Genomic DNA, 16357 nt, shown 5'->3' on the forward strand with positions numbered 1-16357 from the left:
GCGGGACGGCCCCGAACCGCCTAGCCCTTGAGCGCCGCCCGCATCATCGCCCGGGCGACCGGGGCCGCCAGCCCGTTCCCGCTGACCTCCGAGCGGGCCGCGTCCGACTGCTCGACCATCACCGCGACGGCGACCTCCTTGCCGCCGGAATCGGACTTCGCGTACGACGTGAACCATGCGTACGGCGTCTTGCTGTTGTTCTCGCCGTGCTGGGCCGTACCCGTCTTGCCGCCCACGGTCGCTCCGGCGATCTGCGCGTTGGTGCCGGTGCCCTGCTCGACCACCGTCTGCATCGCGGACTGCAACTGCCGGGCCGTGGACGAGCTGACGATCCGCTTGGTCTTGGTGCTGTCGTCGTAGTTGCTCAGCACGTCGCCGCCGCCGTCGGTGATCTGCGAGACCATATGCGGCGAGACCAGCCGGCCGTCATTGGCTATGGCCGCCGACACCATGGCCATCTGCAGCGGGGTCGCCGTGACGTCGAACTGGCCGATGCCGGACAGCGCCGTCTGCGCCTTGTCCATGCCCGACGGGTACACACTCGCGTACGCCCGCACCGGCACGTCCTGCCGGCTGTCGTTGAAGCCGAACTTCTCTGCCATCGCCCGGACCTTGTCCTGGCCGAGGTCGACGGCCATCTTCCCGAAGACGTTGTTGCAGGAGTAGCGCAGCGCGACGCGGATCGAGGCGTTCTCGCACGGCGCGTTCGGGTTCTCGTTCGACAGCGTCCGGGTCGTGCCGGGCAGCGGGTACGGGTCGGGGCTGTCGGTCCTCTGGTCCACGGACGGGTACAGCCCGTCCTCCAGCGCGGCGGCCGCCACCACCAGCTTGAACGTCGAACCGGGCGGCAGCGGCTGGCGCAGCGCGCGGTTGGTCAGGGGCTTGTCGGGATCGCTGTTCAGCTGCTTCCAGGCCGTCCCCGCGGCGTTCGCGTCGGTGAGCGACGACGGGTCGTACGAAGGGGCCGACACGACCGCCAGGATCCTGCCGGTCGCCGGGTCGATGGCGACGGCCGCACCCTTCTTGCCGCCGAGTGCCTGGTACGCGGCCTTCTGCACGCCCGGGTCGATCGTGGTGACCACGTCGCCCGGATCGGCCCGCTTGCCGGTGACCGTGTCCATCACGCCCTTGAGGCGGGTGTCCGTGCCGTTGAGCAGGTCCTGGTAGATGCCCTCGAGCTGGGTCGGCGCGTAGCTCTGCGAGGCATAGCCCGTCACCGCGGCGTACAGCCTGCCGTCCGTGTAGGTGCGCTTGTACGCGAGGTCGCCGCCCTTCGTCCGCGCCGAGCCGGTGACCGAGTCACCGGCCACGATGATGTTCCCGAGCGGCCGCGAGTACGTCTCGATCGCGTTCCGCCGGTTGTCCTTGTCGTCCGCGAGCGCCTTGCCGTCGTAGAACTGCACCCAGGTCGCCCTGACCAGCAGAGCCAACACCAGGAGCAGAGCGAAGGCCGATGCGCGTCTGATCGTCTTGTTCATCCCGTCCCGAAGACGAGGGGATCGGGCGGATCGTTCCGTTGCGCCTCGTTTTCTCATCGAGGCCTCATGAAAGGGCCGGCCCGCCGATGTGCGCGGCGGGCCGGGCGATCAGGCCTTCAGGACGAGGACGACTTCCTCGATCTCCTCGCTGCGGGCGTGCGCGAAGCCCCTGGCCCGGGCCGTCTGCGCGAAGCCGCACTTCTCCAGGACCCGGCGCGAGCCCGTGTTGTCGGCGGCGGCCCGGGCGTACAGCGGACGTTCGGGGACCTCCTCCAGCAGGAGCCGCAGCGCGGCCGTCGCAATGCCGCGGCCCCAGTGCGGGCGGTCGATCCAGTACGTGACCTCGCGCTCGCCCGGCTCGCCGTACACCGCCGCGCTGCCCACCACGTCGCCGTCGACCAGCACGGTGCGGACGTCGACGTCGGACGAGGTGCGCAGCCGGGCCCAGTGGGCGTCGAAGCCGGCCCGGTCCGCGGGGTTCTCGGGGGTGAACGCGGCCATGTGGAGCGCGACGGGGTCGTTCAGCTGCCGGAAGAAGACCGCCAGGTCGCTGTCGTGGACCTCGCGCAGGGCGACCTCCATGTCACAGCCTCCGTGTCGCCAGGGTCAGACGGTCCCGCGCGTCGAACAGCGCGTCCTTGATCATCTGTTCGTGGGCCGGGGTCAGCCGGGCCACCGGGACCGAGCAGCTGATCGCGTCGCGGGCCGGGGTGCGGTAGGGGATCGCCACGCCGAAGCAGCGCAGGCCCAGTGTGTTCTCCTCGCGGTCGACGGCGAAGCCCTGCTCGCGGACCTGATGGAGTTCCTCGATGAGTCTCTCGCGGTCGGTGATGGTGTGCTCGGTCAGCGCCGGCAGCGTCTCGGGAAGTATCTTGCGGACCTGCTCGTCGGTGTACGTGCTCAGCAGCGCCTTGCCCAGCGAGGTGGAGTGCGCGGGCAGCCGGCGGCCGACGCGCGTGAACGGGCGCAGGTAGTGCTGGGACTGGCGGGTCGCCAGGTAGACGACGTTCGTACCGTCCAGGCGTGCCAGGTGGATGGTCTCCGTCGTGTCGTCCGAGAGCCGGTCCAAGGTGGGGCGGGCCGCGGCCACCACCTCGTCGCCGTCGATGTACGAGGTGCCGACCAGCAGCGCCCGCACTCCGATGCCGTACCGGGTGCCCGTCGCGTCGGTCTCCACCCAGCCCAGTTCCACGAGCGTGCGCAGCAGCATGTACAGGCTCGACTTGGGGTAGCCCACCGCCTCCTGGACGGCGGCCAGGGAGTGCATACCGGGGCGGCCGGCGAAGTACTCGAGCAACTCAACGGTCCGCACCGCGGACTTGACCTGCGCCCCGCCGCCTGTCTCGCCAGCCGACATCGCCCTTGACCCCTTCGTTCGACGGGAAATAGTCTCCGAACAGATCATTCATCATCAGAGACGGCGTTCAGTATATCGAACGACTCTGGTGAGTGACGGACGAACTGCGGCATGACATCTGGAGGGACCCGCGGTGGCAGCAGCACCAGTCTGGAGTGTCGACCCCCGTACCGGGAAGCCGCGTGAACAGGTTGCGGTGGAGGCCACGGCCCAGGAGGTGGACGCCGCCGTCCGCGCGGCCCACGCCGCGCGTGGAGCCCTCGCCGACCGCGCGGTCCGCTCGGCCTTTCTGCGCACCGCCGCCGACCGGTTGGAGGCCGCGAAGGACCAGCTCGTCGAGGCGGCCGACGCGGAGACCGCGCTCGGCCCGGTCCGGCTGACGGGCGAACTCGCCCGGACCTGCTACCAGCTGCGTGCCTTCGCGGGGATCGTCGACGAGGGCGCCTTCCTCGACGTCGCGATCAACCACCCGGACGACACCGCGACCCCGCCGATCCCGGACCTGCGCCGCTACAAGGTCCCGCTGGGCGTCGTCGCCGTCTACTCGGCCTCCAACTTCCCCTTCGCCTTCTCGGTGGCCGGCGGGGACACCGCGAGCACGCTCGCCGCGGGCTGCCCCGTCGTCGTCAAGGCCCATCCCGACCATCCGGCGCTCTCCGAGCTGGTCGCCGCGACGCTCCGCCGGGCCGCCGAGCAGCACGGCATCCCCAAGGGCGTCATCGGGCTCGTCCACGGCTTCCAGGCGGGCATCGAACTCATCGAGCATCCGCTGATCGCCGCCGCCGGGTTCACGGGCTCCATCCGCGGCGGCCGTGCCCTCTTCGACGCGGCGGCGGCCCGTCCCACGCCCATCCCCTTCCACGGCGAGCTCGGCTCGCTCAACCCGGTGCTCGTCACGGAGGCCGCCGCCGCCGAGCGCGCCGAGGCCATCGGGGCCGGACTCGCGGGCTCCATGACCCTGGGCGTCGGCCAGTTCTGTGTGAAGCCGGGCCTGGTCCTGGCTCCCACGGGTGCGGGCGGGGATCGCCTGGTGAAGTCCCTGACGGACGCCGTCAGCGACACCGAGGCGGGCGTTCTGCTCGACCACCGGATGCGCGACAACTTCGTCGCGGGGGTCGCCGAGCGTGCCGCGCTGCCCGGAGTGGAGTCCCCGGTCACCGCCGGCGCGGGCAGCGAGCACACGGTCAGCGCCGGATTCCTCACCGTCCCGGCCGAGAAGCTCACCCGCGACGGGGAGTACGACCTCCTGCTGGAGGAGTGCTTCGGCCCGCTCACCGTGGTGGCGCGCTACGAGGACGAGGACGAGGCCAAGCGTGTCCTCGGCCGGCTCCCCGGCAACCTCACGGCGACGGTGCACCTGTCCACGGAGGAGACGGCGGGCGAGGGCCGGGGCGCGGAGATCCTCACGGAGCTGACCCCGCTCGCGGGCCGCGTCCTCGTCAACGGCTGGCCGACGGGTGTGGCGGTGGCGCCCGCCCAGCACCACGGCGGCCCCTACCCGGCGACGACGTCCACGTCCACGTCCGTGGGCGGCACGGCCATCGAACGCTGGCTGCGGCCCGTGGTGTACCAGGGCGCCCCCGAGGCGCTCCTCCCGCCGGAGCTGCGCGACGACAACCCGCTCGGGTTGCCGCGGCGCTTCGACGGGCGCCTGGAGAGGTGACTGCCGCGCGGGCCGCGCCGTGGGAGCGTGATGCGGCGCGGTCCGCGGGTGCTTTTGTGGTCGACCGCGTAGTTCCCCGCGCCTGTCGCGGGCGCGCCTGAGAGACTTCCCCAATGGACGTTGAACTTCCCGAACTCCCGTTCTCCCTGCGCACGTACGGGCCGGGCGGCCACTGGTCGTACGAGGACGGGGTACTCACCGGCTGGGCGGGCGCCCGGCAGGATCGTTTCGTTCCGCCCACCGGCGAGGCTCTGGAGCCGGCCTCCGACGCGCCCCGGCTCCTCGGCGCGCCCGAGGGCGACTTCCAGCTGATCGCCCGGGTCACCGTCGGCTTCAACGCGTCCTTCGACGCCGGTGTGCTCTACGTCCATGTCGGCGAGCGGGCCTGGGCCAAGCTCTGCCTGGAGTACTCGCCCGATGTGCCCACCGTCTGCACGGTGGTCACCCGCGGCCATTCCGACGACGCCAACTCCTTCACCGTGGAGGGCAGTTCGGTCTGGCTTCGGGTCAGCCGCACGGGCCGGGCCTTCGCCTTCCACGCCTCTCGCGACGGCAAGCGCTGGACGTTCGTCCGTCTGTTCACCCTGGGCGGTGAGAAGGAGACGGACGCGGCGCTGGTGGGCTTCATGACCCAGTCGCCGATGGGGGAGGGCTGCGTGGTGACGTACGACGGGATCGAGTACCGCCCGCACTGGCCGCAGGACCTCAGAGACGGCAGCTGACCTGGCGGCGCGCGTCCATGCGCGCCACCCGGAACCACTGCGGCCGCGGCGACGTCCTTCCCTGCATGATCGACGACCGAATGACCGGGAACCGACTGATTCGTACCGCTCTGCCCGCCGAGGTGCGGACCGTCGCCGAACTGCACGCCCGGGCCCGGGCGACCTACTACCCGGACGGGCCGCCGCAGGACGGCACCGACTGGCTCGCCGCCTGGCGGACCGCCCTGGAGCGGCCCGACGCCCATGTGCTGTGCGCCGTCGAGCGCGGCCGTATCGTCGCCGTCGCCTCCTTCCGTACGCCGGACGGTGCATCGCCCGACACGGTGAAACTCTTCCAGTTCCACGTCGACCCCGGGCACTGGCGCGGGGGCATCGGGGCCGCACTGCACGCGGCCTGCGTCGAGGAGTGGCAGGCCGACGGCAGGCGGACCGCCGTCCTCGACGTCCATGTCGACAACCGCCGCGCCCAGGCCTTCTACACCCGCCTCGGCTGGGTCCCCGACCCGCAGAACCCGCCCGTGGCGGGAGACCACCACCTCTTCCTCCGGTACACGGTCCCCGGGGAATGAAGGCAACCGCTTGAACGTTCACGCACATTGGCGGAGGGAGGCTCCGCACCTGTACCGACTGGAGAGAAGCCGAAGACATGCGCGTGGAGATCTGGAGCGACATCGCCTGTCCCTGGTGCTACGTGGGCAAGGCCCGTTTCGAGACGGCGCTCGGGGCCTTCCCGCACCGGGACGAGGTCGAGGTGGTGCACCGCTCCTTCGAACTGGACCCGCACCGGGCCAAGGGCGACGTCCAGCCGGTCCTCACGATGCTCGCCAAGAAGTACGGGATGAGCAAGACGCAGGCGCAGGCCGGCGAGAACAACCTGGCAGCGCAGGCCGCGGCCGAGGGCCTGGACTACCGCACCTCGGGCCGCGACCACGGCAACACCTTCGACATGCACCGCCTGCTCCACCTCGCCAAGGAGCGGGGCCGGCAGGACGAGCTGATCCAGATCCTCTACCGGGCGAACTTCGCCGAGGAGCGGTCCGTCTTCACCGAGGGCGTCGAGCGGCTGGTGGAACTGGCCGTGGAGTCGGGGCTCGACGCCGAGGAGGTCCGCGGGGTGCTCGCCGACCCCACCGCGTACGCCGACGCGGTGCGCTCCGACGAGCGGGAGGCGGCCGAGCTCGGAGCCAACGGCGTGCCGTTCTTCGTCCTCGACCGCAAGTACGGTGTCTCCGGCGCCCAGCCCGCGGAGGTCTTCACCCAGGCCCTGACCCAGGCGTGGGGCGAGCGTCCGCAGCTGAGGCTGATCGAGGACGGTGGCGCGGACGCGTGCGGTCCGGACGGATGCGCGGTGCCGGGCCACTGAGCGAGGGCCCGCTCCGGGGTGGACATATAAGCGTTCCTTAGTGGAACCACGTAAGAATTCGCAATGGACTACGACTTCACTGGGCCCCAGAGTGGTCCCATGGAGACCTTCGAGAGCCTCGTCCGTGCTGAGTTCGCCCCGAAGAGCACCTACCTCAACACGGCGAGCAGCGGGCTGCTGCCTGCGCGCACCGTGGAGGCCATGCGGACGGCCGTCGAGTCGGCGGCCGCCGGCCGGCCGACCGACATGTTCGCCGACGTGGAGGCCGCCCGCGCCTCGTTCGCCCGGCTGGCCGGGATCCCCGTCAGCCGGGTGGCCGCCGGGGCCTCGGTCGCCGTCTACACCGGGCTGATCGCCGCCTCGCTGCCCGAGGGCGCCGAAGTCCTCACCGCCGAGGCCGACTTCAGTTCCGTGGTGAACCCCTTCCACATGCGCGAGGACCTGAAGGTGCGCGCCGTGCCGCTGGAAGGCATCGCCGAGTCGGTGCGGCCCGGCACTGCGCTCGTCGCGGTCAGCGCCGCGCAGTCCGCCGACGGACGGGTGGCCGATTTGCCCGCGATCCGGGCCGCGGCGCGCGAGCACGGGGCACGCACGTACGTCGACGCGTCCCAGGCCGCCGGCTGGCTGGACCTCGACGCGGACGCCCACGACTACGTCTCCGCCGTCGCCTTCAAGTGGCTGTTCTGTCCGCGAGGCGTGGCGTTCCTGGCCGTGCCTGAGGACCTCGGCGGCCTCACCCCGCTGTTCGCCGGCTGGGTCGCGGGGGAACGGCCCTGGGACAGCTGCTACGGCCCCGTCACGGAACTCGCCCATTCGGCACGGCGGTTCGACGAGAGCCCCGCGCTCTTCTCGTACGCAGGCGCGCGCCGCTCCCTCGAACTGCTGGAGCATCTCGGGGTGGACGCCGTGCGCACGCACGACCTCGCCCTCGCGGACCGCTTCCGCGCGGGGCTCGACGCCCTCGGCCACGAGGCCGTCCCCGCGCCGGGCTCGCCGATCGTGTCCGTGCCCGGACTCGGCCACCGGCAGGAGGAGCTGAGCAGTGCGGGGATCGAGGTCTCCGACCGGGCGGGCAACCTGCGGGCCGCCTTCCATCTGTACAACACGCCCGCCGACGTCGACCGCCTGCTGGACGTCCTGTCGCGCTGACCACGGCGGACACGAGCCTGCCGCCCGTCCGTGACGGGCGGCAGGCTCGAAGGGCCGGCGGGAATCCGCTCAGTGCACCGGCGTGAAGTCCCGCGCCCCGATGAACTCGGGCCGCCGGACCGGCGCCGCGAACGGCTCGACGGCCTCGTTCTCCACGCTGTTGAACACGATGAAGACGTTGCTGCGCGGGAACGGGGTGATGTTGTCTCCCGAGCCGTGCATGCAGTTGCAGTCGAACCAAGTCGCCGAACCGGCCTTGCCGGTGAACAGCCGGATGCCGTACTGGCTCGCCATCGCGGTCAGCGCCTCGTCGGACGGCGTGCCGGCGTCCTGCATCTGCAGCGACTTCTTGTAGTTGTCCTTCGGGGTGGCCCCGGCGCAGCCGAGGAACGTCCGGTGCGACCCCGGCATGATCATCAGGCCGCCGTTGGTGTCGTAGTTCTTGGTCAGCGCGATCGAGACGGACACCGTCCGCATGTTCGGCAGACCGTCCTCGGCGTGCCAGGTCTCGAAGTCGGAGTGCCAGTAGAAGCCGCTGGCCCCGAAACCGGGCTTGACGTTGATCCGCGACTGGTGGACGTACACGTCCGAGCCGAGGATCTGCCGCGCCCTCCCGACGACGCGCTCGTCGCGGACGAGGCGCGCGAACACCTCGCTGATCCGGTGGACCTCGAAGACGGAGCGGATCTCCTTGGACTGCGGCTCGATGATCGACCGCTCGTCTGCGCGGATCTCCGGGTCGGTGACGATTCGCTGCAACTCCCGCTGGTACTCGGCGACTTCGTCCTGACCGATCAGCTCGTCGACGGCGAGGAAGCCGTCGCGCTCGTACCCCTGGAGGTCGGCGACGGAGATCGGTCCGGGTGTGCCGGGCGCGCCCCAGACGACCGGGTCCTGACGGGGAACGGACACCTCGGTGGCGCCGCGACTGGGGTACAGATCGGTGACGGTGGTGGTCATGTGCGGTCAGACCTCCTCGGTCAGCAGCGGGTAGACGCCGTTCTCGTCGTGGTCCTCCCGGCCCGTCACGGGTGGGTTGAACACGCAGATGCAGCGGAAGTCGTCCTTGACCCGGAGCGTGTGCCGCTCGTGCCCGTCGAGCAGGTACATGGTCCCGGGCGTGATCGTGTAGGTCTTCCCGGTCTCGTGGTCGGTGAGGTGCGCCTCGCCCTCCACGCACACGACGGCCTCGATGTGGTTCGCGTACCACATCGACGTCTCCGTGCCCGCGTACAGGATCGTCTCGTGGACGGAGAAGCCGACCTTCTCCTTCGCGAGGACGATGCGCTTGCTCTCCCAGGTGCCGGACGCCGACTTGATGTGCCGGTCGGTGCCTTCGATCTCCTTGAACGAACGGACGATCACGGTGGTGCGTGCCTCCTTCTCGGCGGTGTTCAGACGGTTTCGCGGACGGCGCGGGCCAGGGTGCTCAGGCCCTCGTCGAGTTCGTCCGCGGTGATGGTGAGGGCGGGGAGCAGTTTGACGACCTCGCTCTCGGGGCCCGAGGTCTCGACCAGCAGCCCCAGGTCGAAGGCGCGTCGTGCGACGCGTCCGGCGCGGGCCTTGTCGTGGAACTCCAGGCCCCACACCAGCCCGCGTCCGCGGTACTCCTTGACGTCGGTCAGGTTCTCCTCGGTGATCGAGATCAGCTCCTGCTCGACCTGCTCGCCGCGGGCCCGGGTCTGCTTCTCCATGGCGGACCCGTCCCTCCAGTAGCTCTCCAGGGCGGCCGTCGCGGTCACGAACGCGGGGTTGTTGCCGCGGAAGGTGCCGTTGTGCTCGCCCGGCTCCCAGATGTCCAGCTCGGGTTTGAACAGGCAGAGCGACATGGGCAGTCCGTAGCCGCTGATGGACTTGGACACGGTGACGATGTCCGGCACGATCCCGGCCTCCTCGAAGGAGAAGAAGGCGCCGGTACGCCCGCAGCCCATCTGGATGTCGTCCACGATCAGCAGCATGTCGCGGCGCGCGCACAGATCGGCGAGGCGGCGCAGCCACTCGGCCCGGGCGATGTTGATGCCGCCCTCGCCCTGCACGGTCTCGACGATGACGGCGGCGGGCTGGTTGAGCCCGGAGCCCTGGTCCTCCAGGAGCCGCTCGAACCACAGGAAGTCCGGGACCCTGCCGTCCAGATAGTGGTCGAAGGGCATGGGCGTCCCGTGCACGAGCGGGATCCCGGCGCCGGCGCGCTTGAAGGCGTTGCCGGTGACGGCGAGCGAGCCCAGGGACATGCCGTGGAAGGCGTTGGTGAAGGACACGATGGCCTCGCGGCCCTTCACCTTGCGGGCCAGTTTGAGGGCCGACTCGACGGCGTTGGTGCCGGTGGGCCCCGGGAACATGACCTTGTACGGCAGGTCACGCGGCCGCAGGACGAGGTCCTGGAAGGTCTGGAGGAAGGAACGTTTCGCGGTGGTCGACATGTCGAGCCCGTGGGTGACGCCGTCCCGCTCCAGATAGTCGATCAGCGCACGTTTCAGTACGGGGTTGTTGTGGCCGTAGTTGAGGGATCCGGCGCCGGCGAAGAAGTCGAGGTACTCGTGCCCGTCCTCGTCGTACATGCGGCTGCCCTGTGCGCGGTCGAAGACGGTGGGCCAGCCGCGGCAGTAGCTGCGCACCTCGGACTCCAGGGTCTCGAAGACGCTGAGGTCGGGCTGGGTGATGGTCACGGCGAAAACGCTCCTCGGGGGTGGGGGAGAGGGAGTGCGTGCGTGGGACTCAGTCGGACAGCGGGCCGATGCGGTACAGGACTTCGGGATCGTGCGGGCCGTCGGGGAACTGGGGAGTCTCGAAGAGGACCTCACGTTCCAGGGCCGCCCCGTGCCGCCGGGCGAACGAGGTGAACAGGCGCTCGGAGGCGGTGTTGCCGGGGGTGATCGTCGTCTCGAGACCGGTCACCCCGTGCTCCTCGACCACCCGTGCCGTGAGCGCGTCGAGCAGCCGTGCCGCGAGCCCGCGCCCGCGCTGGGCGGAGTCGACGGCCACCTGCCACACCAGGAGGGTGCGCGGACGGTCGGGCCGCAGGTACGCGGTGACGAACCCCACGGGCCGACCGTCGGACCCGTCGCGCACCACCGCCGAGGTGCCGGCGAAGTCGCGGCACCACAGCAGATAGCTGTAGGAGGAGTTCAGATCGAGGGTTCCGGAGTCCCTGGCGAGGCGCCAGAGAGCGGCCCCGTCCGCCACCTCCGGACGGTCGATCCGCAGTCCTTCCGGCATTTCCAGAAATTCCGCTTGCAGGTCTGCTTGTGCGGCGGTCATGTCGATCGAATTTACCCAGGGAAATGTGAAAATGCATCGCTGGCGTGGGTTACGGAACCTCAGTCCATGTGTTATCACGCGGGTGTGCGCGATCGCGTGGGCGCGGGGTAATTGGCGTATGAATGCCCGGAAAATATGGGTCAAAGTGGGTGCCGTGTGGGGTCGGTCACATCCTCGCCACCCACACGAGATCTGCCCGAATTACTCCGGTTGGCGTTCGTAGAATCTTTGCGTTTGAGCCAGGAAAGAGCGGGCAGAAGAATACGGGAAGCTGCCCTGGAAGGAATTTCCATAATTGCGTGAAAAGGGCCTGGAAGGCAATGTCGAATTCAGGTTTCGGTCACTCTGCCGGAACCCCTTCGGCGTAGCTGCGCGCGGCCTCGTGTGCAGAGGGCTGCGGATGGCCGTCCGGAGCGACAGCCCCGTCCGGTCGCCTGGACGGGCGGAGCGTGACCGGAGTGCGTCACGCCCTGCCGCTCGTGGTTTCTGAGGCGAGAGAACCTCCTGGCCATCGGATTGGTTTGAGACACCCAAACATGTCCTTATAATCGAAGCTCACCCTTCCCCCATAGAGAGGTCCTCCGTGAACACGCTCCTCGGGCGCCGGGCCCGTGTCCTGGCCGCCACCACCGCGATGGCCGGCGTGGTACTCGTGGCCGGCTGCACCTCGAGCGGCAGCGGCGGCAGCGCAGGAAAGGCGGCCGGCGGCGTCGAGCTCGTCAAGGCGGGCGAGATCACCACCTGCACCCATCTGCCCTACCCGCCCTTCCAGTCGGAGGTCGACGGCAAGGTGCAGGGCTTCGACGTCTCGCTGGTCGACCTGGTGGCCAAGGACCTCGGGGTGAAGCAGCAGATCCTCGACACGCCCTTCGAGAACTTCAAGACCGGCGCCTTCCTCAACTCCGGCCAGTGCGACCTCGCCGCGGCCGGCATGACCATCACCGACGAGCGCAAGAAGCACGTCGACTTCTCCGACCCGTACTTCGACGCCACGCAGGCCGTCCTGGTCGACAAGAAGAGCGGCATCACCTCGCTGGCCGACGTGAAGGCCAAGGGCAAGAAGCTGGGCACCCAGGCGCAGACCACCGGCGAGGACTACGCGAAGAAGCAGGGCTTCGACCCCATCTCCTTCGAGTCCTCCGACGCCGTCGTCAACGGCCTGCGCACCGGTCAGGTCCAGGCGGTCGTCATCGACTACCCGGTCGTCCAGGGCTGGCTCAAGGACAAGGCCAACGCCGACGCCTTCAGCGTGGTCGGCAACCTCAACACCGGTGAGCAGTACGGCTTCACGGTGAAGAAGGGCAACACGAAGCTCCTCGCCGCGATCAACAAGGCGCTCAAGGACGCCAAGGCCGACGGCACGTACAAGAAGCTGTACGAGAAGTGGATCGGCCCGTACGACGCGACCGCCGCCTCGCCCTCCGCCTCATGAGCAAGGCGACCGGTACGGCCGACGCCGGGGTCCAGCCGCGGAAGAAGGGGCTGACCCGGCGTCAGCGACGCAGACTGTCGCGCGGCGCCCAGTACGTCCTCTTCGTCGCCGTTGTGATCGTGTTCGCGGTCACGGCGGACTGGGGGCGGCTGCAGAACCAGTTCGCGCAGGCGGACATCGCCGGGCAGATGTTCCCCGACGTCATCACGCTGGCGCTGAGGAACACCGTGCTCTACACCTTGTCCGGCTTTGCCGTCGGCCTGGTGCTGGGCATCGTCCTCGCCCTGATGCGGCTGTCGTCCGTCGGCCCGTACCGCTGGGTCGCCGGCGTCTACATCGAGATCTTCCGCGGGCTGCCCGCCCTGCTGATCTTCATCTTCATCGGCGTGGCGGTGCCGCTGGCCTTCCCGGGCACGGAGATCGTGGGCGGCACCTACGGCAAGGCCGCCCTCGCGCTCGGGCTGGTGGGCGCCGCGTACATGGCCGAGACCTTCCGGGCCGGCATCCAGGCGGTGCCCAAGGGGCAGATGGAGGCGGCTCGTTCGCTGGGCTTCTCGCCCGCCCGGGCCATGGTGTCCATCGTCGTCCCGCAGGCCTTCCGGATCATCCTCCCGCCGCTGACCAACGAGTTCGTCCAGCTCTTCAAGGACTCCTCGCTGGTGCTGGTCCTCGGCGTCACCCTGGAGGAGCGCGAGCTGTCGAAGTTCGGCCGCGACCTCGCCAGTACGACCGCCAACTCCACGCCGATCCTCGTCGCCGGGCTGTGCTACCTGCTCGTGACGATCCCGCTCGGTTTCGTCGTGCGCCGCATGGAGGCGAGGGCCCAGGAGGCCGTCAAGTGAGCAGTTCCGCAGAGATCCAGATCCGGGACCTGCACAAGTCCTTCGGCGACAACCAGGTGCTGCGCGGCATCGACCTGGAGATCGGCCAGGGCGAGGTGGTCTGCGTCATCGGCCCGTCCGGCTCCGGCAAGTCGACCCTGCTGCGCTGTGTGAACCTCCTGGAGGAGCCCACCCGGGGGCAGGTCTTCGTCGGCGGCACCGAGGTGACCGATCCGGACGTGGACATCGACCGGGTGCGCCGCCGTATCGGCATGGTCTTCCAGCAGTTCAACCTCTTCCCGCACCTCACCGTGACCGAGAACCTCACCCTGCCGCAGCGCCGGGTCCTCGGCCGGGACAAGGCCGAGGCCGCACGGATCGCGGCCGGGAACCTGGAACGCGTGGGCCTGTCCGAGAAGGCCCAGGCGTACCCGTCCTCGCTCTCCGGCGGGCAGCAGCAGCGGGTCGCCATCGCCCGGGCGCTGGCCATGGGCCCCGAAGTGATGCTCTTCGACGAGCCGACCTCGGCGCTCGACCCCGAGCTGGTGGGCGATGTCCTCGCCGTCATGCGCATGCTCGCGAGCGAGGGCATGACGATGATGGTCGTCACCCACGAGATGAGCTTCGCCCGCGAGGTCGCCGACCGGGTCGTCTTCATGGACGGCGGGGTGGTCGTCGAGGACGGCACACCGGACCAGGTCATCGGCGACCCTCGTCATGAACGCACCCGTCACTTCCTCTCCCGGCTCCTCGACCCCGCGAGGGCCGAGGTGGAGGAGGAGACCTCCGACCGGGTGTCCGGGACCGCGTAGCGGGCGAACTAAGGTGCAGTACATGAGCGATCACGCGGTGCTGCACGTGAAGGGTCGGGTGCTCGTCGGACCGGAGGAGGTCCGCGACGAGCTGTGGGTGGTCGGCGGCCGGATCTCGTACGACCGCCCCGCCAGCGCCCGCGACGTCCGTACGGTCGAGGGCTGGGCGCTGCCCGGCCTGGTCGACGCGCACTGCCATGTCGGCCTCGACGCCCACGGCCCGGTCTCCGACGACGTCTCCGAGAAGCAGGCGCTGACCGACCGCGACGCGGGAACCCTGTTGATCCGTGACGCGGGCTCGCCGTCCGACACGCGGTGGATCGACGACCGCGACGATCTGCCGAAGATCATCCGGGCCGGCCGGCACATCGCGCGCACCCGCCGCTACATCCGCAACTACGCCTGGGAGATCGAGCCCGAGGACCTGGTCGCGTACGTCGCCCAGGAGGCCCGGCGCGGCGACGGCTGGGTCAAGCTGGTCGGCGACTGGATCGACCGGGAGAGCGGGGACCTGTCCGCCTGCTGGCCCCGTGAGGCGGTCGAGGCGGCCATCGCGGAGGCGCACCGCCTGGGCGCGCGGGTCACCGCGCACTGCTTCGACGAGGACTCGCTGCGGGATCTGGTCGAGGCGGGTATCGACTGCATCGAACACGCCACGGGTCTGACGGAGGAGACGATCCCGCTGTTCGCGGAGCGGGGTGTCGCCATCGTCCCGACGCTGGTGAACATCGCGACCTTCCCGAAGCTCGCCGACGGTGGCCAGGCGAAGTTCCCGCGCTGGTCCGATCACATGCGACGGCTGTACAAGCGGCGGTACGACACCGTGCGCGCCGCGTACGACGCAGGCATACCGGTGTACGTCGGCACCGACGCGGGCGGCGGGCTCGCCCACGGACTGGTCGCGGGCGAGGTGGCGGAACTGGTCACCGCCGGGATCCCGGCCGTCGACGCGCTCGCGGCGACCGCGTGGAGCGCCCGCCGGTGGCTCGGCCGGCCCGGGCTCGAGGAAGGGGCGCCCGCCGACCTCGTGGTGTACGAGGCGGATCCGCGCGCGGACGTACGGGTGCTGGCGGCGCCGCAGCGGGTGGTGCTGAACGGCCTCGTGTTCGGGTAGGGGCCGCGCCCGTGCGCCGGGCGCTTCCCCGTTGTGGGGGATACGCGGGTGACATCCGGGAACGGGTGTGCCCTGATTTTCGAAAGGCCTTGCGAGAAGCCACGATGGAGTGAAGTGACTCGGTGTCGCTGACGGCTCACTCCCGGTACGAAATTCTGTCCGGGTCCCGAGCTTGTCTTATCTGGGGGTCCCACCACCATGAACGGCACCACCTTCCGCATGCCCGCACGCCGCCTGACCAACGTCGCGCTGGCCACAGCCCTGGCCGCAGGGCCCGCCGCACTGGCCTGCGCGGGCTCCGCGCAGGCCGATGAGGACCGCGGCCGCGCCGCCGCCGTCGTGCTGCGCACCGAGCTTGATGTGTCCCTGCTCAACAAGACCCTGAACGTCCCGCTGACGGTCTCGCTCGACGAGGTGCGGGCACCGGGGAGCGCCAACGAGACCGCGCTGTCGGCCCGGCTCGACGGAGTCGCCGGCGGCCGTCCCTTCGACGTGGTGCGGGCGGACGCCGCCACCGCCGAGGCGACGGTCTCGGCATCGGGCGCGGAGGCCTCCACGAACCTCGCGCACGCGCGCATCCATCTGCCGGGGCTGCCCATGCTGTCCCTGATCGAGGTGGACGGCGTCACGTCGAAGGCGGTGTGCGAAGTCGGGAAGAAGCCGGTCGCCACGGCGAACGTGCTCGGCGCGGTGACCGTGCTCGGGCGGAAGGTCACGGCGACGGCCGGCGGGCCGACACAGGTGAAGGTGCCGGGTGTCGGCGAGGTCCGGCTCGAGGTGTCGCCGACGCGGACGACGTCCCGGACGGCGGCGGCCGCCGCACTGGTGCTGACGGTCTCGGTGAATCCCCTGCACCTGAACGTGGCCGAGGTGAAGGGCACGGTGACACTCGGAGGCGCCACCTGCGAGACCCCGGCCTCCGCCCCGAGCGCGTCTCCCTCACCGGTGACGTCGTCCACGCCCACGGCGGCGCCCGCCGAGGATGTGAAGCCCCAGAGCACGCACGCGAAGGCCGACCTCGCGGAGACGGGCGGAAGTGCGGCGACGCCGTATGTCGTGGGCGGCGCAGTCGTTCTGCTGGTCGTGGGCGCGGGAGCGATCGGACTGGCGCGCCGGCGGCGCGGCTAGCCCCCTGGCTCGCGGGCGCCGGACGGGCCGGTCGACCGGCCCGTCCGGCGCCCGCGGACG

The 16357-nt window shown here is 70.3% G+C and carries 17 protein-coding genes; 10 read left to right on the forward strand and 7 right to left on the reverse strand.

Translation table 11 applies throughout. From position 1 onward, the window contains the following. Positions 1-20: 20 nt before the first annotated feature. The 3 genes from ACQEXA_RS41215 to ACQEXA_RS41225 form a co-directional block, all read right to left on the reverse strand. The gene (locus ACQEXA_RS41215; protein ID WP_433132622.1) at positions 21-1478 is read right to left on the reverse strand and encodes a peptidoglycan D,D-transpeptidase FtsI family protein; all 1458 of its coding nucleotides are present in this window, start codon (positions 1476-1478) and stop codon (positions 21-23) included. A 108-nt stretch (positions 1479-1586) separates the two neighbouring features. After that, a complete protein-coding gene (locus ACQEXA_RS41220; RefSeq protein WP_432926288.1) occupies positions 1587-2060 on the reverse strand; it encodes a GNAT family N-acetyltransferase in 474 nt (157 codons plus the stop codon). A gap of 1 nt (position 2061) precedes the next feature. Then, entirely contained in the window at positions 2062-2835 is a 774-nt protein-coding gene (locus tag ACQEXA_RS41225; RefSeq protein WP_432926286.1) for an IclR family transcriptional regulator, read from the reverse strand. A 133-nt stretch (positions 2836-2968) separates the two neighbouring features. Here ACQEXA_RS41225 and ACQEXA_RS41230 point away from each other — a divergent pair, with 133 nt between their 5' ends. From ACQEXA_RS41230 to ACQEXA_RS41250, 5 genes are all read left to right on the forward strand, one after another. Next, entirely contained in the window at positions 2969-4498 is a 1530-nt protein-coding gene (locus ACQEXA_RS41230; protein ID WP_432926284.1) for an aldehyde dehydrogenase (NADP(+)), read from the forward strand. A gap of 113 nt (positions 4499-4611) precedes the next feature. After that, positions 4612-5220, forward strand: a complete 609-nt coding sequence (locus ACQEXA_RS41235) for a DUF1349 domain-containing protein (RefSeq protein WP_432926282.1) — start codon at positions 4612-4614, stop codon at positions 5218-5220. Positions 5221-5285: 65 nt separating this feature from the next. Beyond that, positions 5286-5789, forward strand: a complete 504-nt coding sequence (locus tag ACQEXA_RS41240) for an N-acetyltransferase family protein (protein WP_433132624.1) — start codon at positions 5286-5288, stop codon at positions 5787-5789. A 77-nt stretch (positions 5790-5866) separates the two neighbouring features. Further along, positions 5867-6583 carry a DsbA family oxidoreductase gene (locus ACQEXA_RS41245; RefSeq protein ID WP_432926278.1) on the forward strand — a complete coding sequence of 239 codons (717 nt, stop codon included), beginning with the start codon at positions 5867-5869 and terminating at the stop codon, positions 6581-6583. Between the two features lie 99 nt (positions 6584-6682). Further along, entirely contained in the window at positions 6683-7732 is a 1050-nt protein-coding gene (locus ACQEXA_RS41250; RefSeq protein WP_432926277.1) for an aminotransferase class V-fold PLP-dependent enzyme, read from the forward strand. Positions 7733-7801: 69 nt separating this feature from the next. On the opposite strand, the gene thpD is transcribed toward ACQEXA_RS41250, so the two are convergent. Genes thpD through ectA form a run of 4 tightly spaced genes read right to left on the reverse strand, consistent with a single transcriptional unit; the run spans position 7802 to position 10990 of the window. Continuing rightward, on the reverse strand, positions 7802-8692 hold the full coding sequence (thpD, locus tag ACQEXA_RS41255) for an ectoine hydroxylase (protein WP_432926275.1): 891 nt from the start codon (positions 8690-8692) through the stop codon (positions 7802-7804). 6 nt (positions 8693-8698) lie between these two features. Next, a complete protein-coding gene (locus ACQEXA_RS41260; protein WP_432926273.1) occupies positions 8699-9097 on the reverse strand; it encodes an ectoine synthase in 399 nt (132 codons plus the stop codon). 29 nt (positions 9098-9126) lie between these two features. Further along, on the reverse strand, positions 9127-10398 hold the full coding sequence (gene ectB / locus ACQEXA_RS41265; RefSeq protein WP_359392550.1) for a diaminobutyrate--2-oxoglutarate transaminase: 1272 nt from the start codon (positions 10396-10398) through the stop codon (positions 9127-9129). 49 nt (positions 10399-10447) lie between these two features. Then, positions 10448-10990: a diaminobutyrate acetyltransferase gene (gene ectA, locus ACQEXA_RS41270; protein ID WP_359392552.1), complete on the reverse strand. Its 543-nt coding sequence runs from the start codon at positions 10988-10990 to the stop codon at positions 10448-10450. Positions 10991-11573: 583 nt separating this feature from the next. Here ectA and ACQEXA_RS41275 point away from each other — a divergent pair. The 5 genes from ACQEXA_RS41275 to ACQEXA_RS41295 all read left to right on the forward strand — a co-directional run bounded on the left by ACQEXA_RS41275 (position 11574) and on the right by ACQEXA_RS41295 (position 16297). Then, entirely contained in the window at positions 11574-12422 is an 849-nt protein-coding gene (locus ACQEXA_RS41275; protein WP_433132626.1) for a transporter substrate-binding domain-containing protein, read from the forward strand. Beyond that, positions 12419-13264 carry an amino acid ABC transporter permease gene (locus ACQEXA_RS41280; RefSeq protein WP_432926268.1) on the forward strand — a complete coding sequence of 282 codons (846 nt, stop codon included), beginning with the start codon at positions 12419-12421 and terminating at the stop codon, positions 13262-13264. Before ACQEXA_RS41275 ends, ACQEXA_RS41280 begins: the two co-directional genes overlap by 4 nt. Then, complete coding sequence (locus ACQEXA_RS41285) at positions 13261-14055, forward strand: amino acid ABC transporter ATP-binding protein (protein WP_359392558.1); 795 nt, start codon at positions 13261-13263, stop codon at positions 14053-14055. Before ACQEXA_RS41280 ends, ACQEXA_RS41285 begins: the two co-directional genes overlap by 4 nt. A gap of 22 nt (positions 14056-14077) precedes the next feature. Further along, positions 14078-15169: an amidohydrolase family protein gene (locus ACQEXA_RS41290; RefSeq protein ID WP_432926265.1), complete on the forward strand. Its 1092-nt coding sequence runs from the start codon at positions 14078-14080 to the stop codon at positions 15167-15169. 198 nt (positions 15170-15367) lie between these two features. Then, positions 15368-16297: an SCO1860 family LAETG-anchored protein gene (locus ACQEXA_RS41295; protein ID WP_433132629.1), complete on the forward strand. Its 930-nt coding sequence runs from the start codon at positions 15368-15370 to the stop codon at positions 16295-16297. Positions 16298-16357: the final 60 nt, after the last annotated feature.

The sequence above is a fragment of the Streptomyces sp. CA-106110 genome, assembly GCF_050936285.1.
Lineage (GTDB): Bacteria > Actinomycetota > Actinomycetes > Streptomycetales > Streptomycetaceae > Streptomyces.

Coding starts and splice junctions, on each gene's coding strand:
- ACQEXA_RS41245 (WP_432926278.1), top strand. CDS start 5,867: ATGCGCGTGGAGATCTGGAGCGACATCGCCTGTCCCTGGTGCTACGTG.
- ACQEXA_RS41250 (WP_432926277.1), top strand. CDS start 6,683: ATGGAGACCTTCGAGAGCCTCGTCCGTGCTGAGTTCGCCCCGAAGAGC.
- ACQEXA_RS41295 (WP_433132629.1), top strand. CDS start 15,368: ATGAACGGCACCACCTTCCGCATGCCCGCACGCCGCCTGACCAACGTC.
- ectA (WP_359392552.1), bottom strand. CDS start 10,990: ATGACCGCCGCACAAGCAGACCTGCAAGCGGAATTTCTGGAAATGCCG.
- ACQEXA_RS41225 (WP_432926286.1), bottom strand. CDS start 2,835: ATGTCGGCTGGCGAGACAGGCGGCGGGGCGCAGGTCAAGTCCGCGGTG.
- ACQEXA_RS41235 (WP_432926282.1), top strand. CDS start 4,612: ATGGACGTTGAACTTCCCGAACTCCCGTTCTCCCTGCGCACGTACGGG.
- ACQEXA_RS41240 (WP_433132624.1), top strand. CDS start 5,286: ATGATCGACGACCGAATGACCGGGAACCGACTGATTCGTACCGCTCTG.
- ACQEXA_RS41215 (WP_433132622.1), bottom strand. CDS start 1,478: ATGAACAAGACGATCAGACGCGCATCGGCCTTCGCTCTGCTCCTGGTG.
- thpD (WP_432926275.1), bottom strand. CDS start 8,692: ATGACCACCACCGTCACCGATCTGTACCCCAGTCGCGGCGCCACCGAG.
- ACQEXA_RS41290 (WP_432926265.1), top strand. CDS start 14,078: ATGAGCGATCACGCGGTGCTGCACGTGAAGGGTCGGGTGCTCGTCGGA.
- ACQEXA_RS41280 (WP_432926268.1), top strand. CDS start 12,419: ATGAGCAAGGCGACCGGTACGGCCGACGCCGGGGTCCAGCCGCGGAAG.
- ACQEXA_RS41220 (WP_432926288.1), bottom strand. CDS start 2,060: ATGGAGGTCGCCCTGCGCGAGGTCCACGACAGCGACCTGGCGGTCTTC.